Source organism: Allobosea sp. 2RAB26 (assembly GCF_052115465.1).
GTDB lineage: Bacteria > Pseudomonadota > Alphaproteobacteria > Rhizobiales > Beijerinckiaceae > Allobosea.
On sequence record NZ_JBFRGS010000012.1, the window covers coordinates 144,747 to 170,407 of the forward strand.

A 25,661-nucleotide genomic window follows, 5' to 3' on the forward strand; every position below is an offset into this window, starting at 1 on the left:
CCGGGATGAGGGCTCATCTGAACTCAGGCCCCGTTCGAACGGGGCCCGTGGCGATATCAGGCCGCGTCAGCCATCACCTTCATCGAGACGATGGAGTCCGGCTCACGCACCGGCTCGCCCCGCTTGATGTTGTCGACATTCTCCATGCCTTCAACGACCTGCCCCCAGACCGTGTACTGCTTGTCGAGGAAGCGGGCGTCGTCGAAGACGATGAAGAACTGGCTGTTGGCCGAGTTCGGGTTCTGCGAACGGGCCATCGAGCAGATGCCCCGAACATGCGGCTCGGCGTTGAACTCGGCCTTCAGGTCCGGCAGGTCGGAGCCGCCGGTGCCGGTGCCATGCGGGCAGCCGACCTGCGCCATGAAGCCGTCAATGACGCGGTGGAAGACGATGCCGTCATAGAAGCCCTGGCGCGCCAGCGTCTTCAGGCGCTCGACATGGGCAGGGGCGAGGTCGGGGCGCAGCTTGATGACAACGCGGCCCTTTGTGGTTTCCATGACGAGGGTGTTCTCGGGATCGAGCGACATCAGATCGGCCTTTCATTGGACGGCGCACGGCCGTGGAAGCGAATGGTGAAGGGTCGCCCCGCGATACTCGCTCCGAAGCGCGGCGACAACCTCACAGGTGCGCAGTTTCGGATGGCGTCGATCACGGAGGCGGTGAACCGTTCCCGCAGATCGGGGTCGGTGCGGCGCGTTTCCCAGGTGACGCGCGGCTGGCCAAAGATGGTGCCGTCGCGCCGCAGGCTAAAGCGGACAGTCGCCATGGCGCTGTCGCTGGAGCCGGTCATCGCAGGCGGATTCCAGCAGCGTCGAAACGCTGGGCCGAGCTCCGAAACGCGATCGACGGCGTCGCCTTCAAAGCTCCGCGTCACTGGCGAGACCGATCCGCTCAGCCCCGAATCGACAGGAGGCGGCAGGCTTGGAATGGCGCGGCGTGGCGCGTGTTCCCCGAACGGCCCGCCGATCCCCGGCAGGTAGCGCTGCCCCGTGGGTGGGGGCAGGACGGGATTCTGCGAGCCGGAAGGCGGAGGCAGAACCGGGTTCTGCGAGCCGGAGGGCGGGGGCAATCCCAGGTCGCGTGTGTCCTGTGCCGCGCCAGCGCCGACCATGACGATCGACAAGCCGGCGACGAACAGGGGCAGGACACGCGACATGCAGGTAGCCGCTTCTTGCTATTTCGCGTCGGACTGAAGACGCATGCGCACGATCTTGTCGGGGCCGCTGACCTGGCCATTATTGGCCGAGCTGCCCTTCTTGATCTTGCGCGCCACATCCATGCCGGACACCACTTCGCCGAACAGCGTGTACTGCCCCGTCAGCGAACCGCAGCCTTCGTAGCAGATGAAGAACTGGGAATTGGCGGAATCGGGCGAGGCGGAACGCGCCATGCCGACCGAGCCGACCTTGTAGGGCGTGGGGCTGAATTCAGCCGGGAGATTAGGCAGGTCTGACTTGCCCGTGCCGGTGCCGGTGGGGTCGCCGGTCTGGGCCATGAAGCCGTCGATGACGCGATGGAAGACGATACCATCATAGAAGCCACGCTTGGTCAGCGCCTTGATCTGCTCGACATGCTTGGGCGCCAGATCGGGACGAAGACGAATCGTGATGTTGCCGTCCTTGGTCTCGAGCACGACCGTATTGTTGGGATCGGAGGCCGGCGCTTGCGCCTGAGCGCAGCCGAGCGACGCAGCAAGGGCGAGAATGGCGAGAGAACTGCGCAGCATGTGAAGCATCTCCGTCGTTGCCGGAGGATCCGGCCGATCATCACCGGCGTCGTAACGGCATCCTTTGACGGGAACAAGGCGTTGAGCCGCCACATCTGGAGCATGCTGCACTGCACAAGAGCAAACTTCATTTAACTTGCAAAAAGATCAGGCTAGCGCTGCCTAAATGGGTGACAGCCCTGTCACAATCGGATACTCATCTGGCGCTGGGCTCGCTCGGGGAAACCTTGAGCGCCGCGGACCAGGTCTCGGGAGGAACAAACGCCCGCCTAGTATATGAGTCGCACGCAACCAGATGTGCGCCGTTACTGCGGAAAAAACAGACTCCAGGGCAAGGCTTCGGCCTTGCCCTTTGTTTTTGGCGTTACCGTCCCCGGCCGATCAAAGATCGTAGGCCGACCAGATATACCAAACGAACACGAAGATGATTCCGGCCAGGATCGTTGTGATCAGCGCCTTCTTGGCGAGGCCCGGAAGCACGGGCGCGCCTGGCTCGGTGCCCTGAACGACCTCCCCGTCCTCCGCCTGACTGCGGACCCCGAACGGCAGGGTCACGAACAGAACCGTCCACCAGATCACGAAATAAACGGCGAGACCGCCAGCAATGGTCATGGCCTGATCCTTTCTCGGGCGGAGGCGGTCATCTCATGGCAAGCCAGCGGGATTGCGGCAAGGTTCCTCGCTGCCGCAGCCCCTCGCAATCCACGCGAAAGCCTATCCGGCCAAGGCGACGCAGGAGAATGCGACGCGCGCTTCCGTGGGCACGCCGAAGCGCGCGGTATGGCGCGCCGGCAGGCCGCCGGGGAAATGCTTCACATATTCAGCATTGCAGGCGACGTAGTCGGATGGGTCGGTGATCAGCATCGTCATCTGCACGACACGGTCGAGGCTGCTGCCGGCTTCCGTCAGAATCTCGCTGATCCGCCCCAGCGCATTGCGAACCTCATCGGCCGGTGTCGCACCGCGGTGGATGCCGTTCGCAGGATCATGCGGAGCCGAATGTCCGGAGACAAAGATAAGCCCCGCTGCTCGCGTCGCCGCACTGAACGGGCGTGGCGAGCCCGCTTCGGGCTCCCCGAAGAACTCGATCATCAATCGTCTCCCGCTTGTTTCGCGCCGTCGGATCTCAGGCCTGTTCCAGTTCGACAAGCGTTCCGCAGAAATCCTTGGGGTGCAGGAACAGGACTGGCTTGCCATGGGCGCCGATGCGCGGCTCACCGGAACCGAGCACGCGCGCGCCCGTTGCCTTCAGCCGGTCCCGCGCAGCCAGGATGTCGTCGACCTCGTAGCAGATGTGATGAATGCCGCCATCGGCATTCCGCTCGAGAAATTTCGCGACAGGCGAATCCGCCCCAAGGGGCTCGAGCAACTCGATCTTGGTGTTGGGCAGCTCGACGAAGACGACCGTGACGCCGTGCTCAGGCTGCGGCAGCGGCTGGGAGACGCGTGCACCGAGCGTATCGCGATAGAGCGCACTCGAGGCCGCAAGGTCCTTTACGGCGATGGCGACATGGTTGAGGCGACCAATCATTCAGAGCTCCCTTGCATCCGGCGAGAACACCGCCGTCCATACTGCCGATGATCTAGCCTTCCGCGCTGGCATCGGCCCGAAAACCGCAATCCAGTTTTCGGGCCGATATCTTAGACTTCGATCACCAGCGCATGCACCAGCGGCTTCTTGCCCCATTCCTCGTTGACGGTGCTGCGCAGGCCACGCTCCAGCGCGTTGCGCAGCGCTTCAGGATCGCGGCGACGCGCCTTGGGGATGTTGTCGAGCAGGTCGGAGACCGCATCGGCGACCAGTTCGTCGAAGGGCGTGCCGTCGCGCGCGGCCGGCGGCAGGCCCAGCACGGCAATCTCTGGCTCGCCGGCGATACCGCCCTTGTCGTCAACCGCAACCGCGACCGAAATCATGCCGGCAAAGGAGAGCCGGCGGCGCTCCTGGATCGTCTTCTCCATGGCGTTCACCAGGAGAGCGCCGTCCTGATAGAGCCGGCCATGGGGTGCTTCGTCGATCTTGCCGGCGCCATCAGCCGTAATGGCGATGATGTCGCCATTGCCGGCACGAACGACGTTCTTGACGCCGAGCCCGCGTGCGAAGGCCGCGTGCTCGCTCAGATGCAGATCCTCGCCATGGGCGGGAATGGCGATCTTCGGCCGGAGCCAGCCATAGAGCCGGGCCATTTCCTCGCGGCGCGGATGGCCCGAGACATGGACCAGGTGCGTGCGGTCCGTGATGATCTCGATATTGTCCCGTGCCAGCGCATTCAGGATGTTGCCGACCGCCTTCTCATTGCCCGGAATGGTGCGGGACGAGAAGATCACACGGTCGCCTGGCGACAGGGCGATCTCGGGATGATCGTCGGACGCAATGCGCGAGAGCGCGGCGCGCGGCTCACCCTGACTGCCGGTGAGCAGCGCCACAACCTTGTCGCGCGGCAGGTAGCCATAGTGCTCGACGGAGCGGAATGCCGGAATGCCATCGAGATAGCCGCATTCGCGCGCGACATCGATGACACGGTCCATCGCACGGCCGACCACGACGACATCGCGATGACCGGCCATGGCAGCTTCGGCTACGGCCCGCAGCCGGGCCACATTCGAGGCGAATGTCGTGACGGCGACTCGGCCGGGCGCGGAAGCGACCAGTTCCTTCAGCTTGGCCGCGACGTCCGCCTCGCTCGGGCTGATGCCGTCGCGCATGACGTTGGTCGAGTCACAGATCAGGGCGAGCACGCCCTCGTCGCCGAGCTCGCGCAGCCGCTTCTCGTCGGTCGGCAGGCCGACCTGCGGTGTCGGGTCGATCTTCCAGTCACCGGTATGAACGACGAGGCCGACCGGAGTACGGATCGCCAGCGCGCAGGATTCCGGAATGGAATGCGCGACCGGCACGAACTCGATCTCGAAGGGGCCCAGCGTGACATGTCCGCCCTGGGCGACGACGTTGATCGGCACCTTCGGAGCGCCGGGCTCGCCCAGCCGCCGCGTGGCAAGCAGCCCGGCCGCGAACTGTGTGCAGTAGACGGGCGCGCGCAGGGAGGGCCACAGCGCCGCGAGCGCGCCAATATGATCCTCATGCGCGTGGGTGATCACGATGCCAAGCAGATTGGCCCGCTCCTCGATGATGTAGCGCAGGTCGGGGAGGACGATGTCGACGCCCGGAACATCGGGACCGGCAAATGACAGGCCGCAATCAACCAGGATCCATTTGCGCCGCCCTTCAGGCCCGAAGCCATAGAGTGCCGCATTCATACCGATCTCGCCTAGGCCGCCGAGGGGAACGAAGACGAGTTGGTCGCTGGAACGGGTCACGGGAAATCCTAAGGCAAAAGGCAGGGCGCAGAGCGCGCCGGATGAGTGGCAAGGCCTAGCATGAAGGCCGTGGAAGCGCGACAGGAGCCGCTCTGGGACAGGCGTAGCCGTTCAGCCGGGAGGGCCGAAATAGAGATCGCCTGCGTCAACCAGATGTCGCGCGCCTGCGACATCGAGCTCGAGCCGGCCCGAAGCATCGAGGCCAAGGAAGCGACCGCTCAGCGGCCCCTCCGCCAGGCGCAGGGTGATGGTCTCGCCGAGGAATGCTGCACGTTCGAGCCAGGCCGCCCGGGTCGGGCCAAAGCCGCCCGGCAATGACCAGGCATTGAAGCGGGCAACCCAGGCGTCGCTGAGCGCGGCCAGCAGAGCCTCGATACTCGCAGCCTGGTCTTCGGCCTTCAGGAAGGTCGCTGGATAAGGGGTATCGTCCGGTCGGCTGGCGACATTGACGCCCATGCCGATGGTGACCGCAAAGCGCCCCGCCCGGCTCTCGCCTTCGAGCAGCAGCCCCGCCGTCTTGGCGCGGTCGATCAGCAGGTCATTGGGCCATTTCAAAGCAATGCGCGGAGCAGAGAGGCCGGTCACCCTGGCTGCGGCGTCATGCAGGGCGAGGCCGGCAACAAACCCGAGCTGCGGCGCCAGCGCAGGTTCGCAGGGCTGCACGAGCAAGAGGCTCGCGTAGAGATTTCCGGGCGGTGAGCCCCAGTTGCGGCCATGACGGCCACGCCCGGCGCTTTGGCTGCGAGCCACGATCCAGAGTAAGCCAGGGTCGCCCTGGTCGGAGGCGCGACGCGCCTCTTCCATGGTCGAGCCTACCGCGTCCCGCACGATCAGCCGGTAGCCGGCGGCGCGCGCCGCCTCGCCGAGCACGCCGCCCGCCCCCTTAGAACAGCGACTTGGCGGCAGCAGCAGCCGAGTCGAACAGCGGGGCCGGCACGAAGGAGAGCATCAGCACGAACAGGGTCGAGACCAGCAGCACGCCGCGCACGCCGATGTCTCCCTTCTCGAAGGCCGGCTTCGCCTCGTCGAAATACATCACCTTGATGACGCGCAGGTAGTAGTAGGCGCCGACCACGCTGGTCACCACGCCGATCACAGCAAGTGCGTAGAGCTTGGCATCGATCGCGGCATAGAAAACGTAGAACTTCGCCCAGAAACCGGCCAGCGGCGGAATGCCGGCGAGCGAGAACATCATCATCGCCAGCGCGAAAGCCATCCAGGGATTGGTACGCGAGAGCCCGGCAAGCTCGGAGATGTCTTCGACCGGCTTGCCGTCGCGGCGCATCATCAGAACGCAGGCAAAAGCGGCAAGCGTCGTGGCGAGATAGATCGCCATATAGGTCATCACGCCCTGGACGCCCGCTGCCGTTCCCGTCGCGAGGCCAACCAGCGCATAGCCCATATTGGCGATCGAGGAATAGGCGAGCAGGCGCTTGATGTTGCGCTGGCCGATGGCAGCGAAGGCGCCGAGCGCCATCGAGGCGATCGACATGAAGATGATGATCTGCTGCCACTCATGCAGCGCGCCCGGGAACGCCCCGACGAAGATGCGAACCATCATCGCCATCGCAGCCATCTTGGGCGCAGTAGCGAAGAAGGCGGCGACCGGCGTCGGCGCACCCTCATAGACGTCCGGTGTCCACATGTGGAAGGGCACGGCCGAGATCTTGAAGGCAAGGCCGGCGGCGACGAAGACGATGCCGAAGATCAGCCCGAGGCTGATATGCTCGCCGTGGACGGCCTGGGCGATGCCGGAATAGGTCACGGTGCCGGTGAAGCCGTAGACCAGCGAGCTGCCATAGAGCAGCATGCCCGAGGACAGCGCGCCGAGGACAAAGTACTTCAGGCCCGCTTCGGTCGACCTGGTATTGTCGCGGTCGAAGGCGGCGACGACATAGAGCGCAAGGCTCTGCAGCTCGAGACCGATATAAAGGCCGATCAGGTCGCTGGCCGAGATCATCATCATCATGCCGATCGTGGCGAGCACGACCAGCACGGGGAACTCGAAACGCATCGAGCCGTCGCGGCGCATGAAATCGCCTGCGAGCACGATCGCCGCGCCGGCACCGATCAGGGTCAGTGCCTTCATGAAGCGCGCGAAACCGTCAGCGACGAAGCCGCCGTTGAAGGTCACCGCCTTGCCGGTGCCCGAGAGCACCATCACGAGCGCTAGCGCGAGCAAGGCAAGTCCGAAGGCTTCGAGCGTACGGGTCGCGCCCTCGCCGCGGATGGCGCCGTAGAGCACCATGGCGATCGCGCCGATGGCGAGGGTGATTTCCGGCAGAGCTGGGCCGAGGGCGGGCAAGGTCATTGCTGCCAAACCTTACTGTACGACCAGCATCGCCGTTTTCGCGGCGGTGAGTGCGGCCTGATAATTCTTGATGAGGGCTTCGGTCGGCGCAGCAAAGGCGTCGAGGATGGTACCCGGCGCAATGCCGTACCAGATCGTCAGCAGCATCAGCGGAGCGAGGATGACGACCTCGCGGGTGTTGAGATCGGTGATGCTCTTGAGCTCGGGCTTCACCAGTTCGCCGAACACGACGCGGCGATAGAGCCAGAGCGCATAGCCGGCTGAGAGGATGACGCCGAAAGCCGCAAAGAACGCGACCCAGGGATTGGCCTTGAAGGCCCCCAGGATGGTCAGGAACTCACCGACGAAGCCGGCAGTGCCGGGCAGCCCGACATTGGCCATGGTGAAGACCATGAAGGCGACAGCGTAACGCGGCATCCGGTTGACCAGCCCGCCATAAGCGGCGATCTCGCGGGTATGCATGCGGTCATAGATCACGCCGACGCAAAGGAAGAGTGCGCCGGAGACCAGCCCGTGGCTGACCATCTGGAACATCGCACCCTGAATGCCCTGCGGCGTCAGGGTGAAGAGGCCCATGGTGACGAAACCCATATGGGCGACGGACGAGTAGGCGATCAGCTTCTTGATGTCCTCCTGCATCAGCGCCACCAGCGAGGTGTAGATGATGGCGATGACGGAGAGCGCGAAGACCAGCGGCGCAAACATCGCCGAGGCTTCCGGGAACATCGGGATCGAGAAACGGATGAAGCCGTAGCCGCCCATCTTCAGCAGGATCGCCGCCAGGATGACGGAGCCCGCGGTCGGTGCTTCCACGTGGGCGTCAGGCAGCCAGGTATGGACCGGCCACATCGGCATCTTCACGGCGAAGGATGCGAAGAAGGCGAGCCAGAGCCAGGGCTGCATCGAGACCGGGAACTTATGCGCAAGCAGCGTCGGGATGTCGGTGGTACCGGCATTCCAGTACATCGCCATCAGCGCGAGCAGCATCAGCACCGAGCCGAGCAGCGTGTAGAGGAAGAACTTGTAGGACGCGTAGACGCGGCGCTTGCCGCCCCAGATGCCGATGATCAGGAACATCGGGATCAGGCCGGCTTCGAAGAAGACGTAGAACAGCACGAGGTCGAGCGCGACGAAGACACCGATCATCAGCGTCTCAAGGATCAGGAACGCGACCATGTATTCGCGAACCCGCTTCTCGACCGACGTCCAGGACGCGAGGATGCAGAACGGCATCAGGAAGGCGGTGAGCACCACGAACGGGAATGAGAAACCGTCGACGCCGAGCTTGAACCTGATCGCATCCGAGACCCAGCCATGGGTCTCGACCAGCTGGAAGGCCGGATTGGCCGAGTCGAACCGGCCCCAGGCGACGCAAGCCAGGAAGAAGGTCGCGATCGTCGTCGCCAGCGCGACATAGCGAGCGTTGGAGCTGACCGAAGCCTCGTCGCCGCGCTGCGCCAGGATGAAGGCGGCGCCAACCAGCGGCAGGACGAGTAGACCGGTGAGGATACCGAAACCGAACATCATCTCACCCGCGAGTCAGCAAATACCAGGTCACCAGGCCCGCGACGCCGATCAGCATGGCGAAGGCATAGTGATAGACAAAACCGGTCTGGAGCCGGACGACGCGGTTGGTGACATCGACCACCCGAGCCGAGACGCCATCGGGGCCGAAACCGTCGATGATGAAGCCGTCGCCCTTCTTCCAGAGGAAGCGGCCGAGCCATTTAGCCGGACGAACGAACAGGAAGTCGTAGATCTCGTCGAAATACCACTTGTTGAGCAGGAAGCGGTACAGGACAGGGTTCGCCTTCGCGAGCTTGCCTGGCACGTCCGGGCGCAGCACGTAGCAGTAGAGCGCGCCGACGAAGCCGAGCACCATCGCGATAAAGGGCGAGGCCACGACCCAGCCGGGAACCTCGTGCATCGCATGCAGGATGTGGTTGTCCTTGCCGGTGAACAGCGAGGCCTTCCAGAAATGCTCGTAGTCGTGGCCGATGAAGGCTTCCTTGAAGACGAAGCCGGCGGCAACGGCACCGAGCGCGAGCACCGCAAGCGGCACGAGCATGCTGAGCGGGCTCTCATGCGGCTGGTGCGCGTGATCGCCGTGACCGTCATGGCCATGTCCGGCATGCGCGTGGTCATCGTGACCATGGGCATGCGCGGCATGAGCGTGATCGTCATGACCATGCGCGTCATGGCCGTGGTCGGCCCAGCGCGGACGCCCCTCGAAGGTCATGAAATACAGGCGCCAGGAGTAGAACGAGGTGAAGCAGGCAGCCACGACCAGCAGCACGAAGGCGTAGTCGGTGGCGAAGCCATGCTTGGCCGCGAAGGCGCTCTCGATGATCGCGTCCTTCGAGAAGTACCCGGCGAAGAACGGGAAGCCGGTCAGCGCCAGCGTGCCGATCGTCATCGCAGCCGCGGTGAAGGGAATGTGCTTCCGTAGCCCACCCATGTGGCGCATGTCCTGCTCATGGTGCATCGCGTGGATGACCGAGCCGGCCCCGAGGAACAGCAGCGCCTTGAAGAAGGCGTGGGTGAAGAGGTGGAAGATGCCGGCGGAATACGCGCCGACGCCCAGCGCGACAAACATGTAGCCGAGCTGCGAGCAGGTCGAATAGGCGATCACGCGCTTGATGTCATTCTGCACCAGCCCGACGGTCGCCGCGAAGAAGGCAGTGGTTGCGCCGATGACGACGACGACGGTCATTGCGACCGGCGCATATTCGAAGATCGGCGACAGGCGCGCCACCATGAAGACGCCGGCGGTGACCATGGTCGCGGCATGAATCAGTGCCGAGACCGGGGTCGGGCCTTCCATCGCGTCAGGCAGCCACGTGTGCAGCAGGAACTGCGCCGACTTGCCCATCGCGCCCATGAAAAGCAGCAGGCAGGTCAGGGTCAGCGCGTTCCACTCATAGCCGAGGAACCGGAAGGTCTGGCCGGTCAGTTCGCCCGCCTTCGGGAAGATGCTGTCGAAGGTGACCGAGCCGAACAGCACGAAGACCAGGGCGAGGCCGAGGAGGAAACCGAAATCGCCGACGCGGTTGACGACGAAGGCCTTGATCGCAGCCGCGTTCGCCGAGGGCTTCTGGTACCAGAAGCCGATCAGCAGATAGGAGGCGAGACCGACGCCTTCCCAGCCGAAGAACATCTGGACCAGGTTGTCCGCCGTCACCAGCATCAGCATGGCGAAGGTGAAGAGTGAGAGATAGGCGAAGAAGCGCGGCCGGTGCGGATCCTCGTGCATGTAGCCGATGGAGTAGAGGTGCACGAGCGAAGAGACGGTGTTGACGACGACCAGCATGACCGCGGTCAGCGTGTCGATGCGGAAAGCCCAGTCGACGCGCAGATCGGCGGATGCGAGCCAGGTCGCGACCTGGATGCGCGTGGTGCCCGCGCCGAAGCCGACATTGAAGAAGGCGATCCAGGACAGGACGGCCGAGACCATCAGCAGCGAGGTGGTGACGATCTCCGAGGCGCGTGATCCGATCAGCCGGCCGAAGAGGCCGGCGATCAGGAAGCCGAGGAGCGGGAGGAAGACGATCGCGTGATACATGGCAGCTAGCAGGGCGCGCAGGCGCGCTCAGCCTTTCATCATGTTGATGTCTTCCACCGCGATCGTGCCGCGATTTCGGAAGTAGACGACAAGAATGGCGAGGCCGATCGCGGCTTCCGCCGCCGCGACAGTCAACACCAGGAGCGCAAAGACCTGGCCGACGAGATCGTTCATGAACGACGAGAAGGCCACGAAGTTGATGTTGACCGCGAGCAGGATGAGCTCGATCGACATCAGGATGACGATGACGTTCTTGCGGTTGATGAAGATACCGAGCACGCCAAGCGTGAACAGGATCGCGCCGACCGCGAGATAATGTCCCAGGCCGATCATCAGACGGTCTCCTCAGGCAGGCCGGCGCGCGAGGGCACCTTGCGCACTTCCATCGCGGTTTCCTTGGTGCGGGCGTTCTGGGCGACGACATTCTGGCGCTTGACGCCGGGACGGTCGCGCAGCGTCAGGACGATCGCGCCGATCATGGCGACAAGCAGCACCAGACCGGCCGCCTGGAAGTAATAGACATACTGGGTGTAAAGCACCTGGCCGAGCGCCTCGGTGTTGCTGATACTGGCCGGGATCGCGGCGACGGGCGTGCTGACGATCTTCGGATCGATCACCCAGGCGCCAACCACCAGCAGCAGCTCGACCAGGAAAATCAGCCCGACCAGCGCCCCGACCGGCAGGTAGTTCAGGAAGCCCTGGCGGAACTCGGCGAAATCCACGTCGAGCATCATCACCACGAAGAGGAAGAGCACAGCGACCGCGCCGACATAGACGACGACCAGCAGCATCGCGAGGAACTCGGCCCCGAGCAGCAGGAACAGGCCAGCCGCATTGACGAAGGCCAGGATCAGGAACAGCACCGAATGAACGGGGTTGCGCGACGACACCACCATGAACGCCGAAGCGACGGTGATGCCAGAGAACAGATAGAAGAATGCCGCTGCGGCGTTCATCTCGGTCAGCCCTTCCGCCCTTGCGGGCGGCCCTCGTTTCAAGCGTGCCCGAGCGAGTCAGGCACAGTTTTGAGCGTCTATAGAGAGGCCCGCCGGACGCGACAACCGCGCGACGCTCCCCATCCCTCGTCATCCCGACCCGCTGCCCCGGATGCCCGGAGCCGCGGAGGTCTTCACCGCCTCAGCGATACGGCGCATCCATCGCGATGTTGCGCGCGATCTCGCGCTCCCAGCGATCACCGTTCGCCAGCAGTTTTGCCTTGTCGTAGAACAGTTCTTCGCGGGTTTCGGTCGCGAATTCGAAGTTCGGCCCCTCGACGATGGCGTCCACCGGGCAGGCTTCCTGACAGAAGCCGCAATAGATGCACTTCGTCATGTCGATGTCGTAGCGCGTGGTGCGACGCGTGCCGTCATTGCGTCGCGGACCGGCCTCGATCGTGATCGCCTGGGCCGGGCAGATCGCCTCGCAGAGCTTGCAGGCAATGCAGCGCTCCTCGCCATTGGGATAGCGGCGCAACGCATGCTCGCCGCGAAAGCGCGGCGAAAGCACGCCCTTCTCGAAGGGATAGTTGAGCGTCGCCTTCGGCTTGAAGAAATAGCGCATCGACAGGAAGAACGCCGAAACGAACTCCTTGAGAAGCAGCCCTTTGGCGGCTTGCGCGAGTGACATCGCTCTCATCCTCTTCACAAACTCAACCGAACAGCAGACGGCCGAGCAGGTAACCCAGAATGGGGAAGAACCCCATGGTGCCGATCAGAAAGACGATCCTGAACAGCCTGATGCGCCGTTCGTAATCATCCTTCTCCTCGCGGGTCGTCGAGGTATCCGTCCGGCGCAGCGCGCGCTCGACGAGGTCTCCGACGACCTTGTAGTCCACCCACCCCAGGACCAGACCGACGGCAGCGCCGATCAGCCCCGCAGTGGATAATTCCATCAGCGCACCGGCCCCCAGCCAGTGATCTGCAGCACTGCCGCCACGACCACCACCGAGACCAGGGAGATCGGCAGGAACACCTTCCAACCGAGGCGCATCAGCTGGTCATAGCGGTAGCGCGGCACGAAGGCCTTCACCATGGCGAACATGAAGAACACCAGGCAGATTTTGAGCGCGAACCAGAACACGCCGGGCAGCCAGGTGAAGGGCGCGATCGGGAACGGCGGCAGCCACCCCCCGAGGAACAGGATCGTGGTCAGCGAGCACATGGTCATGATCGCCACGTATTCGCCGAGCATGAACAGCAGATACGGCGTCGAGGAGTACTCGACCATGAAGCCGGCGACGAGCTCGGACTCCGCTTCCGGCAGATCGAAGGGCGGCCGGTTCGTCTCGGCCAGAGCCGAGATGAAGAAGACGACGAACATCGGGAACAGCGGCAGGAAGAACCAGCGCAGCATGCCCCAGCTCGTGTTCTGCGCTTCCACTATGGCTGACAGGTTCAACGAGCCGACGCAGAGCAGCACGGTGATGATGACGAAGCCGATCGAGACTTCGTAGGAGACCATCTGGGCCGCTGAGCGCAGGGCGCCGAGGAACGGATATTTCGAGTTCGAGGCCCAGCCGCCCATGATCACGCCATAGACGCCGAGCGACGAGATCGCGAAGATGTAGAGGATGCCGACATTGATATCGGCGATCGCCCAGCCATCCGCGACCGGGATGACCGCCCAGGCCGCGAGCGAGAGCACGCAGGAGACCAGCGGGGCGAGCAGGAAGACGCCCTTGTTGGAGCTCGACGGGACGATCGGCTCCTTGAAGACGAATTTCAGCAGGTCGGCGAAACTCTGGAACAGGCCGAACGGCCCGACCACGTTCGGGCCGCGCCGAAGCTGCACCGCCGCCCAGATCTTGCGGTCCGCCAGCAGGATGAAGGCGATGAAGACGAGCAGGCAAACCAGCAGCAGCAGGCTCTTGCCGAGAATGATCGCGAGATCGAGGACGATATCCCAGTTCATCTGGCCTTACTCCGCCGCCTGCCGCATCCGGCCAGAGGCCAGCGCCGAGCATTCCGCCATCACGGCCGAGGCACGCGCGATCGGGTTGGTCTGGTAGAAATCAGCGACCGGCGAGGCGAAGCCAGCCTTGTCGGTCTTGCCGCCAAGTCCCGCAAGGGCGCCAAGCGAAGAGGCGTCAGCCGCCGGAAGCGTATCGAGCCCGGCGAAATGCGGATGGGCAGCGTAGAGTGCCTGGCGCAGCGCCGCGAGCGAGTCGAAGGGCAGGGTCTTGCCGAGCACACCGGAGAGCGCCCGCAGGATCGCCCAATCCTCGCGGGCATCGCCCGGCGGGAAAGTGGCACGATCGGTCATCTGCACCCTGCCCTCGGTGTTGGCATAGGTGCCGGACTTCTCGGTATAGGCGGCGCCCGGGAGGATGACATCGGCGCGATGCGCGCCACGGTCACCATGGGTACCCTGATAGATCACGAAAGCCCCGTCCGGGACTTCGACCTCGTCGGCGCCGAGCAGGAACAGCACATCGAGTGCGCCGGGCGAAACCATGCCGGCGACATCGCGTGCACCCTCGCCTGGCACGAAGCCGAGATCCAGCGCACCGACGCGGGCGGCTGCGGTGTGCAGCACGCCGAAGCCGTTCCAGCCGTCCTTGACCGCGCCCAGCACCTGTGCCGCCTTGGCGGCGAGCGAGAGGATCGCCTCGCCGTCCGCGCGGGCGAGAGCGCCCTGCCCGACCAGAACCATCGGCTTGTCGCCGGCAGCCGGAGCGCGCTTGACGAGATCGGCGAGGGTCTCGGGACCAGCGCCGAGATAGTCATGGGCGTAGGTTAGATCGGCCTGTTCGCCGATCAGCGAGACCTTGAAGTCACCGCGCAGCCAGCGCTTGCGGATGCGGGCGTTGAGGATCGGCGCTTCCCTGCGCGGATTGGCGCCGATGATCAGCAGCGAGGTCGCATCCTCGATCCCGGCGATGCCTGCATTGAGGAGGTAGCTGGCGCGACCATGCCTGGGATGCAGCTTCGCACCATCCTGGCGGCTGTCGATATTGCCGACGCCAAGCGCGGCCATCAGGCTCTTCAGCGCGAAAACCTCCTCGACCGCGGCAAGGTCGCCGACGATCGCGCCGACGCGCTCAGGCCCGGTCGCGTTCAGCCGGTCCGCGATCAGCGCAAAGGCCTCGTTCCAGCTTGCAGGCTTCAGCGCGCCGTTCTGCCGGATATAGGGCCGGTCGAGACGCTGCGTGCGCAGGCCGTCGACGACATGGCGGGTCTTGTCGGAGATCCACTCCTCGTTCACCGCCTCGTTGACGCGCGGCAGGATGCGCATCACCTCGCGGCCACGGGAATCGACCCGGATGGCGGAGCCGACCGCATCCATCACGTCGACGGATTCGGTCTTGGTCAGCTCCCAGGGCCGGGCCTTGTTCTGGTAAGGCCGCGAGGTCAGCGCGCCGACCGGGCAAAGATCGACGATGTTGCCCTGGAGTTCCGAACCCATCGCCTGTTCGAGATAGGTCGTGATCTCCATGTCCTCGCCGCGGCCAATGGCGCCGAGATCGGTGCCGCCGGCGACTTCGGTGGTGAAGCGGACACAGCGCGTGCAGTGGATGCAGCGCGTCATCGTCGTCTTCACCAACGGGCCGATATACTTGTCCTCGACCGCACGCTTGTTCTCGGCATAGCGGGAATTGTCCACGCCATAGGCCATCGCCTGGTCCTGCAGGTCGCACTCGCCGCCCTGGTCGCAGATCGGGCAGTCGAGCGGGTGGTTGATGAGCAGGAACTCCATCACCCCTTCGCGCGCCTTCTTGACCATCGGCGACTTGGTCGAGACGACCGGCGGCTCGCCATTCGGGCCGGGGCGCAGGTCGCGCACGCCGATGGCGCAGGAGGCCTGGGGCTTCGGCGGCCCGCCCTTCACCTCGACGAGGCACATGCGGCAATTGCCGGCGATCGAGAGGCGCTCATGGAAGCAGAAGCGCGGCACCTCGGCGCCGGCAGCCTCGCAGGCCTGGAGCACGGTGTAATCGGCCGGGACGTCGACCTCGATGCCGTCGATGACGAGTTTGGTCATGGTCTTACTCCGCCGCCATCAGCCGCGCCGGCTCGGAATGCGGATTGGCGGCATAATCGTCGATGCGCTTTTCGATCTCGTGACGGAAATGCGCGATCAGCCCCTGGATCGGCCAGGCCGCGGCATCGCCGAGCGCGCAGATCGTGTGGCCTTCGACCTGCTTGGTGACGTCCAGCAGCATGTCGATCTCGCGCTTCTGCGCCCTGCCCTCGGCCATGCGGTTGAGCACGCGCCACATCCAGCCCGTGCCCTCACGGCACGGCGTGCACTGGCCGCAGCTCTCATGCTTGTAGAAATAGCTGATACGGGCAATGGCGCGGACGATATCGGTCGACTTGTCCATGACGATCACCGCGGCGGTGCCAAGGCCCGAGCGCAGCTTCGAGAGCGAATCGAAATCCATCGGCGTGTCGATGATCTGCTCGGCGGGCACCATGCGCACGGAGGAACCGCCAGGGATGACGGCGAGCAGATTGTCCCAGCCGCCGCGGATGCCGCCGCAATGGCGGTCGATCAGCTCGCGGAACGGGATGCCCATCACCTCTTCGACGTTGCAGGGCTTGTTCACATGGCCCGAGACGCAGAACAGCTTGGTGCCGACATTGTTCGGATTGCCGAGCGAGGAGAACCAGCTCGCGCCGCGGCGCAGGATGGTCGGCGCCACCGCAATCGACTCGACGTTGTTGACGGTGGTCGGGCAGCCATAGAGGCCGACATTGGCCGGGAATGGCGGCTTCAGCCGCGGCATGCCCTTCTTGCCTTCGAGACTCTCCAGCAGCGCCGTCTCTTCGCCGCAGATATAGGCGCCGGCGCCGTGATGCACATAGAGATCAAACGGATAGCCGTGCTTGTTGTTCTTGCCGATGAGGTTTGCCGCATAGGCCTCGTCGACGGCGCGCTGCAACGCCTCGCGCTCACGGACATACTCACCACGAATATAGATGTAGGCCGCATGCGCGCCCATCGCGAAGGAAGCGATCAGGCAGCCTTCGACCAGCGTATGCGGGTCGTTGCGCATGATCTCGCGGTCCTTGCAGGTGCCGGGCTCCGATTCGTCGGCATTGACGACGAGGTAATGCGGACGCCCGTCGTTCTGCTTCGGCATGAACGACCACTTGAGTCCGGTCGGGAAGCCGGCGCCGCCGCGCCCGCGCAGGCCCGAGCGCTTCATCTCGTCGATGATCCAGTCGCGCCCCTGCTCGAGCAGGAACTTGGTACCGTCCCAGGCGCCACGCGCCATGGCCCCCTTCAGCGACAGGTCGTGTCGGCCGTAGAGGTTCGTAAAGATGCGGTCGCGATCTGCGAGCATGTCTCGCCTCACTCTTTCGGCTTGTCGCTGGGCTTGGCAGCCCGCGTACGGCGCGCCGGCGCATCGGCCGGCTTCGCAGATTCAGCAACGGCGTCCTTGTCGACCTTGCCGCCGGCTGCCGGTGTGTCCTGCGCGGAGCCCGCAGGCTGGGCCGGGGACGAAGGCTCCGGACGGGCGGGAGCCGCCGTCTCGGTCGCCAGCTTGGTCGCAACCGCTGCCGGCGTCGCCTCAGCCGCCTTGGCCGCTGCCTCCGCCGCTGCCGTGGCAGCTGCAGCCTCGGCCGCTGCCTTGCGCTGTTCGGTGACGCGAGCCTGCCAGTTGCCGGCCCCGATCACGGAGCCGTCATAAAGGCCCGGATCCTTCAGCGTTTCGCCACCGCCGACCGGTTCCGAGCAGGAGCGGTCGATCTGCGGGCCGGGCTTCGTCGGCCGATCATGTCGCAGATCGTCGAGGAGCGCGCGGAAATTCTCGGGCGTCAGGTCTTCGTAATAGTCGAAATTGACCTGCGCCATCGGGGCGTTGCAGCAGGCGCCGAGGCATTCGACCTCGAGCCAGGACAGCTTGCCATCGGCAGATACGGTCGATTGCGGGCCGATGACGTCCTCGCAGACCTTCTTCAGCGCCTCGGCTCCGCGCAGCGCGCAAGGGGTCGTGCCGCAGAGCTGGATGAAATGGGCTCCGACCGGCTGCAGATTGAACATGGTGTAGAAGGTCGCGATCTCCAGCACGCGCATCGGTGCCATCGCGAGCTTCTTCGCCACGGCCTCGATCGCGGCGCGCGGAACCCAGCCGTGATGCTGTTCCTGGGCCTTCCACAACAGCGGAATCACGGCGGAAGCCTGCCGGCCTTCCGGATATTTGGCGATCTGCTGATCAGCCCAGTTCTCGTTCGCCGCAGTGAAGGCGAAGGACGCGGGTTGAACGTGATCGGGCGCGAGACGACGGACGGACATTAGCGGTCCACCTCACCAAAAACGATGTCGAGAGAGCCGAGGATTGCGGAGACGTCCGCCAGCATGTGCTTGCGGCACATGAAATCCATGGCCTGGAGATGGGCGAAGCCCGGAGCCTTGATCTTGCAGCGATAGGGCTTGTTGGTTCCGTCGGAGACGAGATAGACGCCGAACTCGCCCTTTGGCGCTTCGACGGCGGCATAGACCTCGCCTTCGGGGACCTTGTAGCCCTCGGTGTAGAGCTTGAAATGATGGATGAGCGCTTCCATCGAGCGCTTCATCTCGCCGCGCTTCGGCGGCACCATCTTGCCGTCCAGCGAGGAGACCGGGCCGCCACCATCGGCAGCCAGCAGCTTCTCGCAGCACTGCTTCATGATGCGCACGGATTGGCGCATCTCTTCCATGCGGATGCAGTAGCGGTCGTAGCAGTCGCCGTTCTTGCCGATGGGGATGTCGAATTCCATCTCCTCATAGCATTCGTAAGGCTGGCTCTTGCGCAGGTCCCAGGCGGCGCCGGAGCCGCGCACCATCACGCCCGAGAAGCCCCATTTCCAGCAGGTGTCGAGATCGACGACGCCGATATCGACATTGCGCTGCTTGAAGATGCGATTGTCGGTGAGCAGTCCTTCGAGGTCGTCGCAGACCTTGAGGAAGGGGTCGCACCATTCGGCGATATCGTGGATCAGCGAGGGCGGCAGGTCCTGGTGAACGCCGCCCGGCCGGACATAGGCCGCATGCATGCGCGCGCCACAGGCCCGCTCATAGAAGATCATCAGCTTCTCGCGTTCCTCGAAGCCCCAGAGCGGCGGCGTCAGCGCACCGACGTCCATCGCCTGCGTGGTGACGTTGAGGATATGCGAGAGGATGCGGCCGATCTCGGAATAGAGCACGCGGATGAGCTGGCCGCGCCGCGGCACGGTCACCCCCATCAGCTTCTCGACCGCGAGCGAATAGGCATGCTCCTGGTTCATCGGCGCGACATAGTCGAGCCGGTCGAAATAGGGCAGCGCCTGCAGATAGGTCTTGGCTTCGATCAGCTTCTCGGTGCCGCGATGCAGCAAGCCGATATGCGGATCGACGCGCTCGACGATCTCACCGTCGAGCTCCAACACGAGGCGCAGCACGCCGTGTGCCGCCGGGTGCTGCGGCCCGAAATTGATCGAGAAATTGCGGATGTTGTGCTCGGTCATTCTCAGCCCGCCTGTTTCGCGGCGAATTCGGCGACGACCTGCGCGCCGGTCTTGCGCGGCCGCTCTCCTGCAAAGGCATAGAGCGCTGGCTTCTCGTCGATGAAGATTTCTTCGGTGAAGGCAAAGGGCGAAAGGTCGTCGAAGCTCTGCAAGGAGACGGCGACATGCCCCTCTCCGCCGCGCAGCCGCCAGAACAGACTGGAGCCGCAGGTCCTGCAGAACACGCGCTCGCCCCAGTCGGAGGACGGATACACGCTGAGCGAAGCGTCATCGTCCACAGTGACCCCGGTGCATGGCACGGCCATGAAGGTGCCGCCGCTCCATTTCCGGCACATGCCGCAATGGCAGACATCCATTTCCAGCTTCTCCGGCACGGCCGCAAAGCGGACCGCACCGCAGAGACAGCCTCCGGACAGGGATTTGTCGGCAGCAGCCATCGCGTTCAGGCTCCCTTCGCCTTCTCGTCACCTGGCAGCACGTAATCCGTGCCTTCCCAGGGACTCAAAAAGTCGAAATTCCTGAATTCCTGGCTGAGCTTCACGGGTTCGTAGACGACCCGCTTCTGCTCGTCGTCATAGCGAACCTCGACGAAGCCGGTCAGCGGGAAGTCCTTGCGCAGCGGATAGCCCTCGAACCCGTAATCGGTGAGGATTCGACGCAGATCCGGGTGCCCCGAGAACAGGATTCCATAGAAGTCATAGGCCTCGCGCTCGTACCAGTTCGCGGCCGGGAAGACATCGATGATCGACGGAACCGGGGTCGCCTCGTCGGTCTGCACCTTGACGCGGATACGCCGGTTATGGCGCGGCGACAGCAGATGATAGACGACGTCGAAGCGCTTCTCGCGTGCGGGATAATCGGCGCCGGCGATATCGGTGAAGTTCACGAAGCGAAAGCGCGGATCGTCGCGAAGCGTCGCCATGACCTGGACGATCGACGCAGCCTCGGCCTCGACCGTCAGCTCATCGAAGGCGACGACAGCGTTCACGACCGCGCCGGGCAGCGCAGCCTTGATCTCTTCACCGAGTGTCACGAGCTCTTCGCTCATCTCAACCTCAACCTTTTCGCCGCTCGCATCGTCACGACCGGAGCAATCCCCGCCAGGGTGCGGGGGCGTTAGCGTTCGATCGTGCCGGTGCGCCGGATCTTCTTCTGCAGCAGCAGCACGCCATAGAGCAGCGCTTCCGCAGTCGGGGGGCAGCCGGGGACATAGATGTCGATCGGCACGATGCGGTCGCAGCCGCGCACCACCGAGTAGCTATAGTGGTAATAGCCGCCGCCATTGGCGCAGGAGCCCATCGAGATGACGTAGCGCGGCTCGGGCATCTGGTCATAGACCTTGCGCAGCGCCGGAGCCATCTTGTTGGTCAGCGTGCCGGCAACGATCATCACGTCCGACTGGCGCGGGGACGCACGTGGCGCGAAGCCGAAGCGCTCGACGTCATAGCGCGGCATCGACAGCTGCATCATCTCGACGGCACAACAGGCGAGGCCGAAGGTCATCCACATCAGCGAACCGGTACGCGACCAGTTGATCAGGTCGTCGGTCGCCGTGACGAGGAAACCCTTGTCCGCGAGTTCGTTGTTGATCTCGACGAAGAAGGGATCGCGCGCACCCACCGGCTTCCCGTCCGGGCCGAGCAGCCCCCGGGGCGCGGGCGCGACGAGCGGATCGCCGCGGTCGATCGCTGTGATTGCCATGAAACTACCCTTGTGAACCCGTTACCGTCAGATCAACACCGAGGCGGCGCCTCGCGAGCCGACGGTTAGTCCCACTCCAACGCGCCCTTGCGCCATTCGTAGACGAATCCGACGGTCAGGACGCCCAAAAAGATCATCATTGACCAAAAACCATACCAGCCGAGATCGCCGAACGCGACCGCCCAGGGAAACAGGAAGGCGACCTCGAGATCGAAGATGATGAACAGGATCGAGACCAGATAGAAGCGGACATCGAACTTCATGCGCGCGTCATCGAACGCGTTGAAACCGCACTCATAGGCGGAGAGCTTTTCAGCGTCCGGTTTTGAATACGCGACGGCGAACGGTGCGATCAGCAGCGCAAGACCAATGACCATGGAAACGCCGATGAAGAGGGCCAGCGGCAGGTAGTCGCTCAGCAAGGACGGTACAGGTAATGCTTGCATGGACAACCTCGCTTCGCGGGCCCAGACCCGCGGCACACGCATCGGCAGTCGATTAGCCCCTACTCTAGAATCACGCAAGGGTTCGCCGCGTCGCACAACCGCGTCACGGCAATGAACCAGACGCATTGCACGCAATTTTTACCGCAAAACCGATAGCTCGCACCAAGTAGCAGGCGCACGCCGCGACAAGATGGTTACGAATCGGCTTTATTGCGGGAATCAGCCGCCCCAGGAGCGAGACGCATGGTCCGACCACTCCACCGTATCGCGGCGCTCGCGACACTGGCCGGAAGCTTGCTCGCCCCCGCCGGCGCAACACATGCCGAGAGTATCGATCTCACCCGCGCGACCTGCGCCGATTTCAGCGCCATGATCAGCAACGACCAGAGTCAGCTCGTGCTGTGGCTCGCCGGCTATTATGCCGGCGGCGCGCAGCGTCCGTTGCTCGACGTCGAGAAGGTCACCGCGGCGCCTGCCGAACTTCTCTCGCTCTGCGCAAAGACGCCGCAGCTTCCGCTCCTCGGCGCCGAGACACGCGCCGTCTTCCTGCCAGCGCCCACCCCCTGAGATGCCTTTGCCTAAGCCCTTGCCTACAGGAAATACCGGATCGCCTCTGCCGCTCAGGTTCCCGTTGCCGCTGCTCGCGATCGTCTTCGCCTTGTCGGCATCTCACGCCGGCGCAGAGGACGGCCAGATGATGCTGGCGCCGCTCCCACCCGGACGTCCCTTCGATCTGGACCTGCCGGCAAAGGCGGCGATGCCTGCCATCGTGGTCCCTCCCCCGGCCGCCCCGGTTCTTGCTCCCGTGCCAGTCGCCGAGCAGGCCGATTCTCCGCCGGCCCCGAATTCGCCTGCCGTCACGGAGCCCGATGAAGATGAAGGCCCGGAATGGCCGAAGCTGACACCCGGCCAGAAGGCCGGAGCGGAGCCGGCCTTCGATCCGGATGAAAAACCGGACCGACCGGGCATCTCGACCGACCCCGGCACCTCGACCGCCTGCCTGCCGCAATTGCTGAAATCGATTCTCGGCAAGATTGCCGACAAGTACGGAGCCGTGAAAGTGACCTCGACCTGGCGGCCGCCCTGGCGCGCCCGGCGCGGGTCCTATCATAAGCGCTGCGAAGCCATGGATTTCCGCGTGCCCGGCGTGCGGCCGCGCGTCGTGCTCGACTATGCCCGCTCGCTCTCGGAGGTCGGCGGCCACAAGGTCTATTGGAACGGACTTATCCACATCGACACGGGGCCACGCCGGCCCTGGTGAGACTGGTGAGGCCTTATCCTGGCTTCCCCCGCTCTCAAGGCTTGAAGGCGCGGCGATGAAGCCTTAAACCGCAACTCGGAGGGGCGGTTAGCTCAGTTGGTAGAGCATCTCGTTTACACCGAGAGGGTCGGCGGTTCGAGCCCGTCACCGCCCACCAGCGCCCAGCACCATGAATTCAGGCCAGTTCCCGCCCTGCTTCCGGCAGAGCGCGCGGCCGGTGTGCTCATCTAGCCCCATTCCGTCCGCGATTGCCGCCCCCAGGAATTCGTTCAGGCTGTCGCGGCAACGGGTGTCGATCCTGCCCATAGCCCTGTTCTGCACGCTCGATCGGCTGGGTGGTTGATTGCACCGTACATGCGACGGCCCTTTGACCCTTTTGCAAGGCACCGGCCGTGAAGTGTCGTCATCCTGTGCGCGCGGATAACGCCGCAGAGGTCGCCGAGCCGTTCACAGGGACGCCGTTCTCGTGACGTGCACGATGATCCAGGGAGCCACCCACAGCAGCAGCAGCAAGACGAGGATCAACAGCCACGCTCGCTGCCATCCGCACAATCCGACCAGTCCAGGGCCGGGGAGATGAGAGCTGCTGGCGCCTCCCCTGGACCGTGCCCCGTCGTTTCGCTCAGCTGTTCGAGCAGTTTTCCGATCGTGTCGCCCCGCACCGATCATCGCCGGGAGATCTGACGGATCGCGCCATCGAGACAGCCCAGTATGTGAGCGTCGCGAGCCTCTGAACGGAGCAGCGCCGGGTGGTCGCCAGCCTGCTCCACAGGCTCACCCGGCGGCCAGCTGGTTACCATCCCGATCGGGTCGATCATCTGCGCTGCCCGCGGATCTGCGACGCCATGCGCCTCAAGCCGGAGGCAGAGTTCCGCTCGCAATTGTCGAATGCGCGTCGCGTCCGTCATCGTTTCGCCCCCGCCCGGGACTGTTGGTTAACCACAGGTAAGCATGAGCAGATTTCGGCCGGCAAGCGGATTCATGTGCGAACAAAAAGCCGGCAATGGAGCCGGCTCGCCGCTCCGCGATGCCATGAAGCCGCCCTCTCCAATGGGGGTGGCCGTTGCGAGCGTGTTCGAAAGTTGTCGGCCGAACCGGCCTGTTGATAACTCGGCTGAGGTGCTTCGGCTGAGGAGCCCGCCGAATCCATCTTTGGACCGGTCCCCGGCCCTTTTTAGGGGTTCTGGGCCTCTGCCCGGTTCGAGCTTTCACGGCGCGCGACGGATCATGCGAGCAGCCGAAAGTGCCGATGAAATCGAGTTTGAGGCGACTTGTGTCTCGTTTTGCACTGCAAAAGTCAGCGGCTTGCGCCTGCCGGCGCACCCGACGGTTTGGAATTTGGGGAAGATGAATTTTGCCGGCACCTCGCGCTTGACACCGCCGGCCCGGCACCCTAATCCCAACCTCGCTGAGGCCAAGACGCCTTAGCCGCCCAGCGCGGGCGTAGCTCAGTTGGTTAGAGTGCCGGCCTGTCACGCCGGAGGTCGCGGGTTCGAGCCCCGTCGCCCGCGCCATTTATCTCAAGCAGATAGATGAAAATTCGCATCCACCGTTACAAGCGGTTTTTGGATGATGTTGGGCCCCGGGATGACTGCTCCTCCCGCCTTCGCCTCTCATTGTTTTCGGTGTGGTCCAAGCACGATTTCGAGCGCTCCGTCACGACCTGCTTGATGCGTCGAAGTGACCGCCGCAGGCGCTGCAGATTCGCCGTCAGCACGCGCCGTCGATTCTCGCTTCGAATCGGAAGACGCTCTCGCGCCTATGGCACTGGTCGCAGCCACAGGGTGTGAATCACGCCGTCGTCAGTCCAGCCGATTCCGCATTCCAGCACGCCGGGCGCGGCGAAGCGCGCCTCATAGACATCGACCCCACTCTGTCCGACGCCGTTGAAGCGCAGCGCCTCCAGAGCCCCCTTGGCCAGCAACGCAGCGCTCACCAGGGAGAACTGCTCCTCGACGGCCACAGCCAGCTCCGGGCTCATCTTCTCGACATAGCGATGTCCAGCCTGATGCTCCTCGATGACGCGGCGCAGTGTCGTCTCGCTGTCGGGATGCGGGAGGTTGGACTGGACCCTGCGGCCCAGCGCCTCTGCGATCCTCCGGGCCTCGTCCGCGCTAATGCGCTCGGCCATCGATTCGTTACCATCCTGATGGAGGACCAGGGCCTCGGCGCGCCCGCCAGGACCGGGAACAAAGCTGACCTGCGCTGCTGGAAACTTCAGAAAGAACTTCGTGGCGCTCTCGGCAAAGAGTTCCACGGGCATCTGCCCCGACGATTCCAGAAGAAGCGCATCGCCTCTACGGCTGATCGACAGGATCAGCCCGGAGGTGAGCCGGTAGTCCCCGACATAGCCGTCGAGCAGGGCCGGATCGATCGTGATAGCGGAGCGCGGCCGCGCTTGCTCATAGCGCCGCCAGGCGACTTCGTCGGTCTGCGTTTCACTCATCGTGGCCTCCTTCGCCAGCTTGATCAGTTCGTCGGTCGACAATGAGCCGCCGGTCGACAGCTTCGCCCGCGCCGCCCCGACCAGGGACAGCCCACGCTCGGTACGGCTGTGCTGCTCCCGCAGGGCGGCTTGCTGCAGCGTCAGGATGCGATCGAGATCGACCGCCTTGCCCTGCAGCAGCGCGGTGATGCGTGCCAGGCTGAGCCCGAGCTGCTTCAGCGCAAGGACTTCATGCAGGCGGGCGATCTCGTCGGCGCCGTAGAGCCGCCACCCCTTCTCGCTGCGGCGCGGCTTGATCAGGCCGCGCTTCTCGTAGAGGCGTAGCGCACGCGCCGTCAGGCCAATGCGCTCGGCGCATTCCTGGGCGGCCAGCAGGGTGTTTCTGTCGGATCGGTTGCTCATCTCTGCTCCTCGCCCCCGGCGTAAGCTATGACCCAGGGACCGGCTCAAGCGCCTTCTTCGGC

Annotated in this window: 27 protein-coding genes and 2 tRNA genes; 4 read left to right on the forward strand and 25 right to left on the reverse strand. The window is 64.4% G+C overall.

Annotated elements, in window-relative coordinates; translation table 11 throughout:
• Positions 1 to 56 precede the first annotated feature (56 nt).
• From AB4118_RS22635 to AB4118_RS22750, 24 genes are all read right to left on the reverse strand, one after another.
• A complete protein-coding gene (locus AB4118_RS22635) occupies positions 57 to 527 on the reverse strand; it encodes a peptidylprolyl isomerase (RefSeq protein WP_441491863.1) in 471 nt (156 codons plus the stop codon).
• Positions 527 to 1,156 carry a hypothetical protein gene (locus AB4118_RS22640; RefSeq protein ID WP_441491864.1) on the reverse strand — a complete coding sequence of 210 codons (630 nt, stop codon included), beginning with the start codon at positions 1,154 to 1,156 and terminating at the stop codon, positions 527 to 529. Before AB4118_RS22640 ends, AB4118_RS22635 begins: the two co-directional genes overlap by 1 nt.
• Positions 1,157 to 1,174: 18 nt before the next feature.
• The gene (locus tag AB4118_RS22645) at positions 1,175 to 1,726 is read right to left on the reverse strand and encodes a peptidylprolyl isomerase (RefSeq protein ID WP_441491865.1); all 552 of its coding nucleotides are present in this window, start codon (positions 1,724 to 1,726) and stop codon (positions 1,175 to 1,177) included.
• A 381-nt stretch (positions 1,727 to 2,107) separates the two neighbouring features.
• Positions 2,108 to 2,338 carry a DUF1467 family protein gene (locus tag AB4118_RS22650; protein ID WP_069880671.1) on the reverse strand — a complete coding sequence of 77 codons (231 nt, stop codon included), beginning with the start codon at positions 2,336 to 2,338 and terminating at the stop codon, positions 2,108 to 2,110.
• 102 nt (positions 2,339 to 2,440) lie between these two features.
• Positions 2,441 to 2,818: a RidA family protein gene (locus AB4118_RS22655; RefSeq protein ID WP_441491866.1), complete on the reverse strand. Its 378-nt coding sequence runs from the start codon at positions 2,816 to 2,818 to the stop codon at positions 2,441 to 2,443.
• Between the two features lie 34 nt (positions 2,819 to 2,852).
• Positions 2,853 to 3,257 (reverse strand): methylmalonyl-CoA epimerase, encoded by a 405-nt coding sequence (gene mce / locus AB4118_RS22660; protein WP_043236779.1) that lies wholly within the window; start codon positions 3,255 to 3,257, stop codon positions 2,853 to 2,855.
• 110 nt (positions 3,258 to 3,367) lie between these two features.
• Positions 3,368 to 5,038 (reverse strand): ribonuclease J, encoded by a 1,671-nt coding sequence (locus tag AB4118_RS22665; RefSeq protein ID WP_441491867.1) that lies wholly within the window; start codon positions 5,036 to 5,038, stop codon positions 3,368 to 3,370.
• A gap of 111 nt (positions 5,039 to 5,149) precedes the next feature.
• A complete protein-coding gene (locus AB4118_RS22670; RefSeq protein WP_441491868.1) occupies positions 5,150 to 5,908 on the reverse strand; it encodes a biotin--[acetyl-CoA-carboxylase] ligase in 759 nt (252 codons plus the stop codon).
• Between the two features lie 13 nt (positions 5,909 to 5,921).
• Positions 5,922 to 7,349 (reverse strand): NADH-quinone oxidoreductase subunit NuoN, encoded by a 1,428-nt coding sequence (gene nuoN, locus AB4118_RS22675; protein ID WP_441491869.1) that lies wholly within the window; start codon positions 7,347 to 7,349, stop codon positions 5,922 to 5,924.
• A 12-nt stretch (positions 7,350 to 7,361) separates the two neighbouring features.
• Entirely contained in the window at positions 7,362 to 8,873 is a 1,512-nt protein-coding gene (locus tag AB4118_RS22680) for an NADH-quinone oxidoreductase subunit M (RefSeq protein ID WP_113518454.1), read from the reverse strand.
• A 4-nt stretch (positions 8,874 to 8,877) separates the two neighbouring features.
• A complete protein-coding gene (nuoL, locus tag AB4118_RS22685; RefSeq protein WP_441491870.1) occupies positions 8,878 to 10,911 on the reverse strand; it encodes an NADH-quinone oxidoreductase subunit L in 2,034 nt (677 codons plus the stop codon).
• A 27-nt stretch (positions 10,912 to 10,938) separates the two neighbouring features.
• Positions 10,939 to 11,247: an NADH-quinone oxidoreductase subunit NuoK gene (gene nuoK / locus AB4118_RS22690; protein ID WP_043236787.1), complete on the reverse strand. Its 309-nt coding sequence runs from the start codon at positions 11,245 to 11,247 to the stop codon at positions 10,939 to 10,941.
• On the reverse strand, positions 11,244 to 11,867 hold the full coding sequence (locus tag AB4118_RS22695) for an NADH-quinone oxidoreductase subunit J (protein WP_441491871.1): 624 nt from the start codon (positions 11,865 to 11,867) through the stop codon (positions 11,244 to 11,246). Before AB4118_RS22695 ends, nuoK begins: the two co-directional genes overlap by 4 nt.
• A gap of 181 nt (positions 11,868 to 12,048) precedes the next feature.
• A complete protein-coding gene (gene nuoI / locus AB4118_RS22700) occupies positions 12,049 to 12,537 on the reverse strand; it encodes an NADH-quinone oxidoreductase subunit NuoI (RefSeq protein WP_043236790.1) in 489 nt (162 codons plus the stop codon).
• Positions 12,538 to 12,559: 22 nt separating this feature from the next.
• A complete protein-coding gene (locus tag AB4118_RS22705; protein WP_441491872.1) occupies positions 12,560 to 12,802 on the reverse strand; it encodes a hypothetical protein in 243 nt (80 codons plus the stop codon).
• On the reverse strand, positions 12,802 to 13,821 hold the full coding sequence (gene nuoH / locus AB4118_RS22710; protein ID WP_113518450.1) for an NADH-quinone oxidoreductase subunit NuoH: 1,020 nt from the start codon (positions 13,819 to 13,821) through the stop codon (positions 12,802 to 12,804). The genes AB4118_RS22705 and nuoH overlap by 1 nt, the downstream gene beginning before the upstream one ends.
• A gap of 6 nt (positions 13,822 to 13,827) precedes the next feature.
• On the reverse strand, positions 13,828 to 15,891 hold the full coding sequence (nuoG, locus tag AB4118_RS22715; protein ID WP_441491873.1) for an NADH-quinone oxidoreductase subunit NuoG: 2,064 nt from the start codon (positions 15,889 to 15,891) through the stop codon (positions 13,828 to 13,830).
• 4 nt (positions 15,892 to 15,895) lie between these two features.
• Positions 15,896 to 17,200, reverse strand: coding sequence for an NADH-quinone oxidoreductase subunit NuoF (gene nuoF / locus AB4118_RS22720; RefSeq protein ID WP_113518448.1), 1,305 nt, complete (start codon positions 17,198 to 17,200; stop codon positions 15,896 to 15,898).
• 8 nt (positions 17,201 to 17,208) lie between these two features.
• Complete coding sequence (nuoE, locus tag AB4118_RS22725; protein ID WP_441491874.1) at positions 17,209 to 18,153, reverse strand: NADH-quinone oxidoreductase subunit NuoE; 945 nt, start codon at positions 18,151 to 18,153, stop codon at positions 17,209 to 17,211.
• Positions 18,153 to 19,343 (reverse strand): NADH-quinone oxidoreductase subunit D, encoded by a 1,191-nt coding sequence (locus AB4118_RS22730; RefSeq protein WP_069880658.1) that lies wholly within the window; start codon positions 19,341 to 19,343, stop codon positions 18,153 to 18,155. The genes nuoE and AB4118_RS22730 overlap by 1 nt, the downstream gene beginning before the upstream one ends.
• A gap of 2 nt (positions 19,344 to 19,345) precedes the next feature.
• Positions 19,346 to 19,780, reverse strand: coding sequence for a GFA family protein (locus AB4118_RS22735; protein WP_441491875.1), 435 nt, complete (start codon positions 19,778 to 19,780; stop codon positions 19,346 to 19,348).
• A gap of 5 nt (positions 19,781 to 19,785) precedes the next feature.
• Positions 19,786 to 20,391, reverse strand: a complete 606-nt coding sequence (locus AB4118_RS22740) for an NADH-quinone oxidoreductase subunit C (RefSeq protein ID WP_441491876.1) — start codon at positions 20,389 to 20,391, stop codon at positions 19,786 to 19,788.
• Between the two features lie 68 nt (positions 20,392 to 20,459).
• Entirely contained in the window at positions 20,460 to 21,044 is a 585-nt protein-coding gene (locus AB4118_RS22745; RefSeq protein WP_069880655.1) for a NuoB/complex I 20 kDa subunit family protein, read from the reverse strand.
• A gap of 65 nt (positions 21,045 to 21,109) precedes the next feature.
• A complete protein-coding gene (locus tag AB4118_RS22750; RefSeq protein ID WP_441491920.1) occupies positions 21,110 to 21,490 on the reverse strand; it encodes an NADH-quinone oxidoreductase subunit A in 381 nt (126 codons plus the stop codon).
• A 243-nt stretch (positions 21,491 to 21,733) separates the two neighbouring features.
• Here AB4118_RS22750 and AB4118_RS22755 point away from each other — a divergent pair, with 243 nt between their 5' ends.
• The 4 genes from AB4118_RS22755 (at position 21,734) to AB4118_RS22770 (ending at position 24,265) form a co-directional block, all read left to right on the forward strand.
• Positions 21,734 to 22,057 carry an HdeA/HdeB family chaperone gene (locus AB4118_RS22755; protein ID WP_441491877.1) on the forward strand — a complete coding sequence of 108 codons (324 nt, stop codon included), beginning with the start codon at positions 21,734 to 21,736 and terminating at the stop codon, positions 22,055 to 22,057.
• A gap of 64 nt (positions 22,058 to 22,121) precedes the next feature.
• Positions 22,122 to 22,751 carry a YcbK family protein gene (locus AB4118_RS22760; protein ID WP_441491878.1) on the forward strand — a complete coding sequence of 210 codons (630 nt, stop codon included), beginning with the start codon at positions 22,122 to 22,124 and terminating at the stop codon, positions 22,749 to 22,751.
• 81 nt (positions 22,752 to 22,832) lie between these two features.
• Positions 22,833 to 22,908 (forward strand) — tRNA-Val (locus tag AB4118_RS22765).
• A gap of 1,280 nt (positions 22,909 to 24,188) precedes the next feature.
• Positions 24,189 to 24,265: transfer RNA gene (locus AB4118_RS22770), tRNA-Asp, on the forward strand.
• Positions 24,266 to 24,510: 245 nt separating this feature from the next.
• On the opposite strand, the gene AB4118_RS22775 is transcribed toward AB4118_RS22770, so the two are convergent.
• Complete coding sequence (locus AB4118_RS22775; protein ID WP_441491879.1) at positions 24,511 to 25,599, reverse strand: MerR family transcriptional regulator; 1,089 nt, start codon at positions 25,597 to 25,599, stop codon at positions 24,511 to 24,513.
• Positions 25,600 to 25,661: the final 62 nt, after the last annotated feature.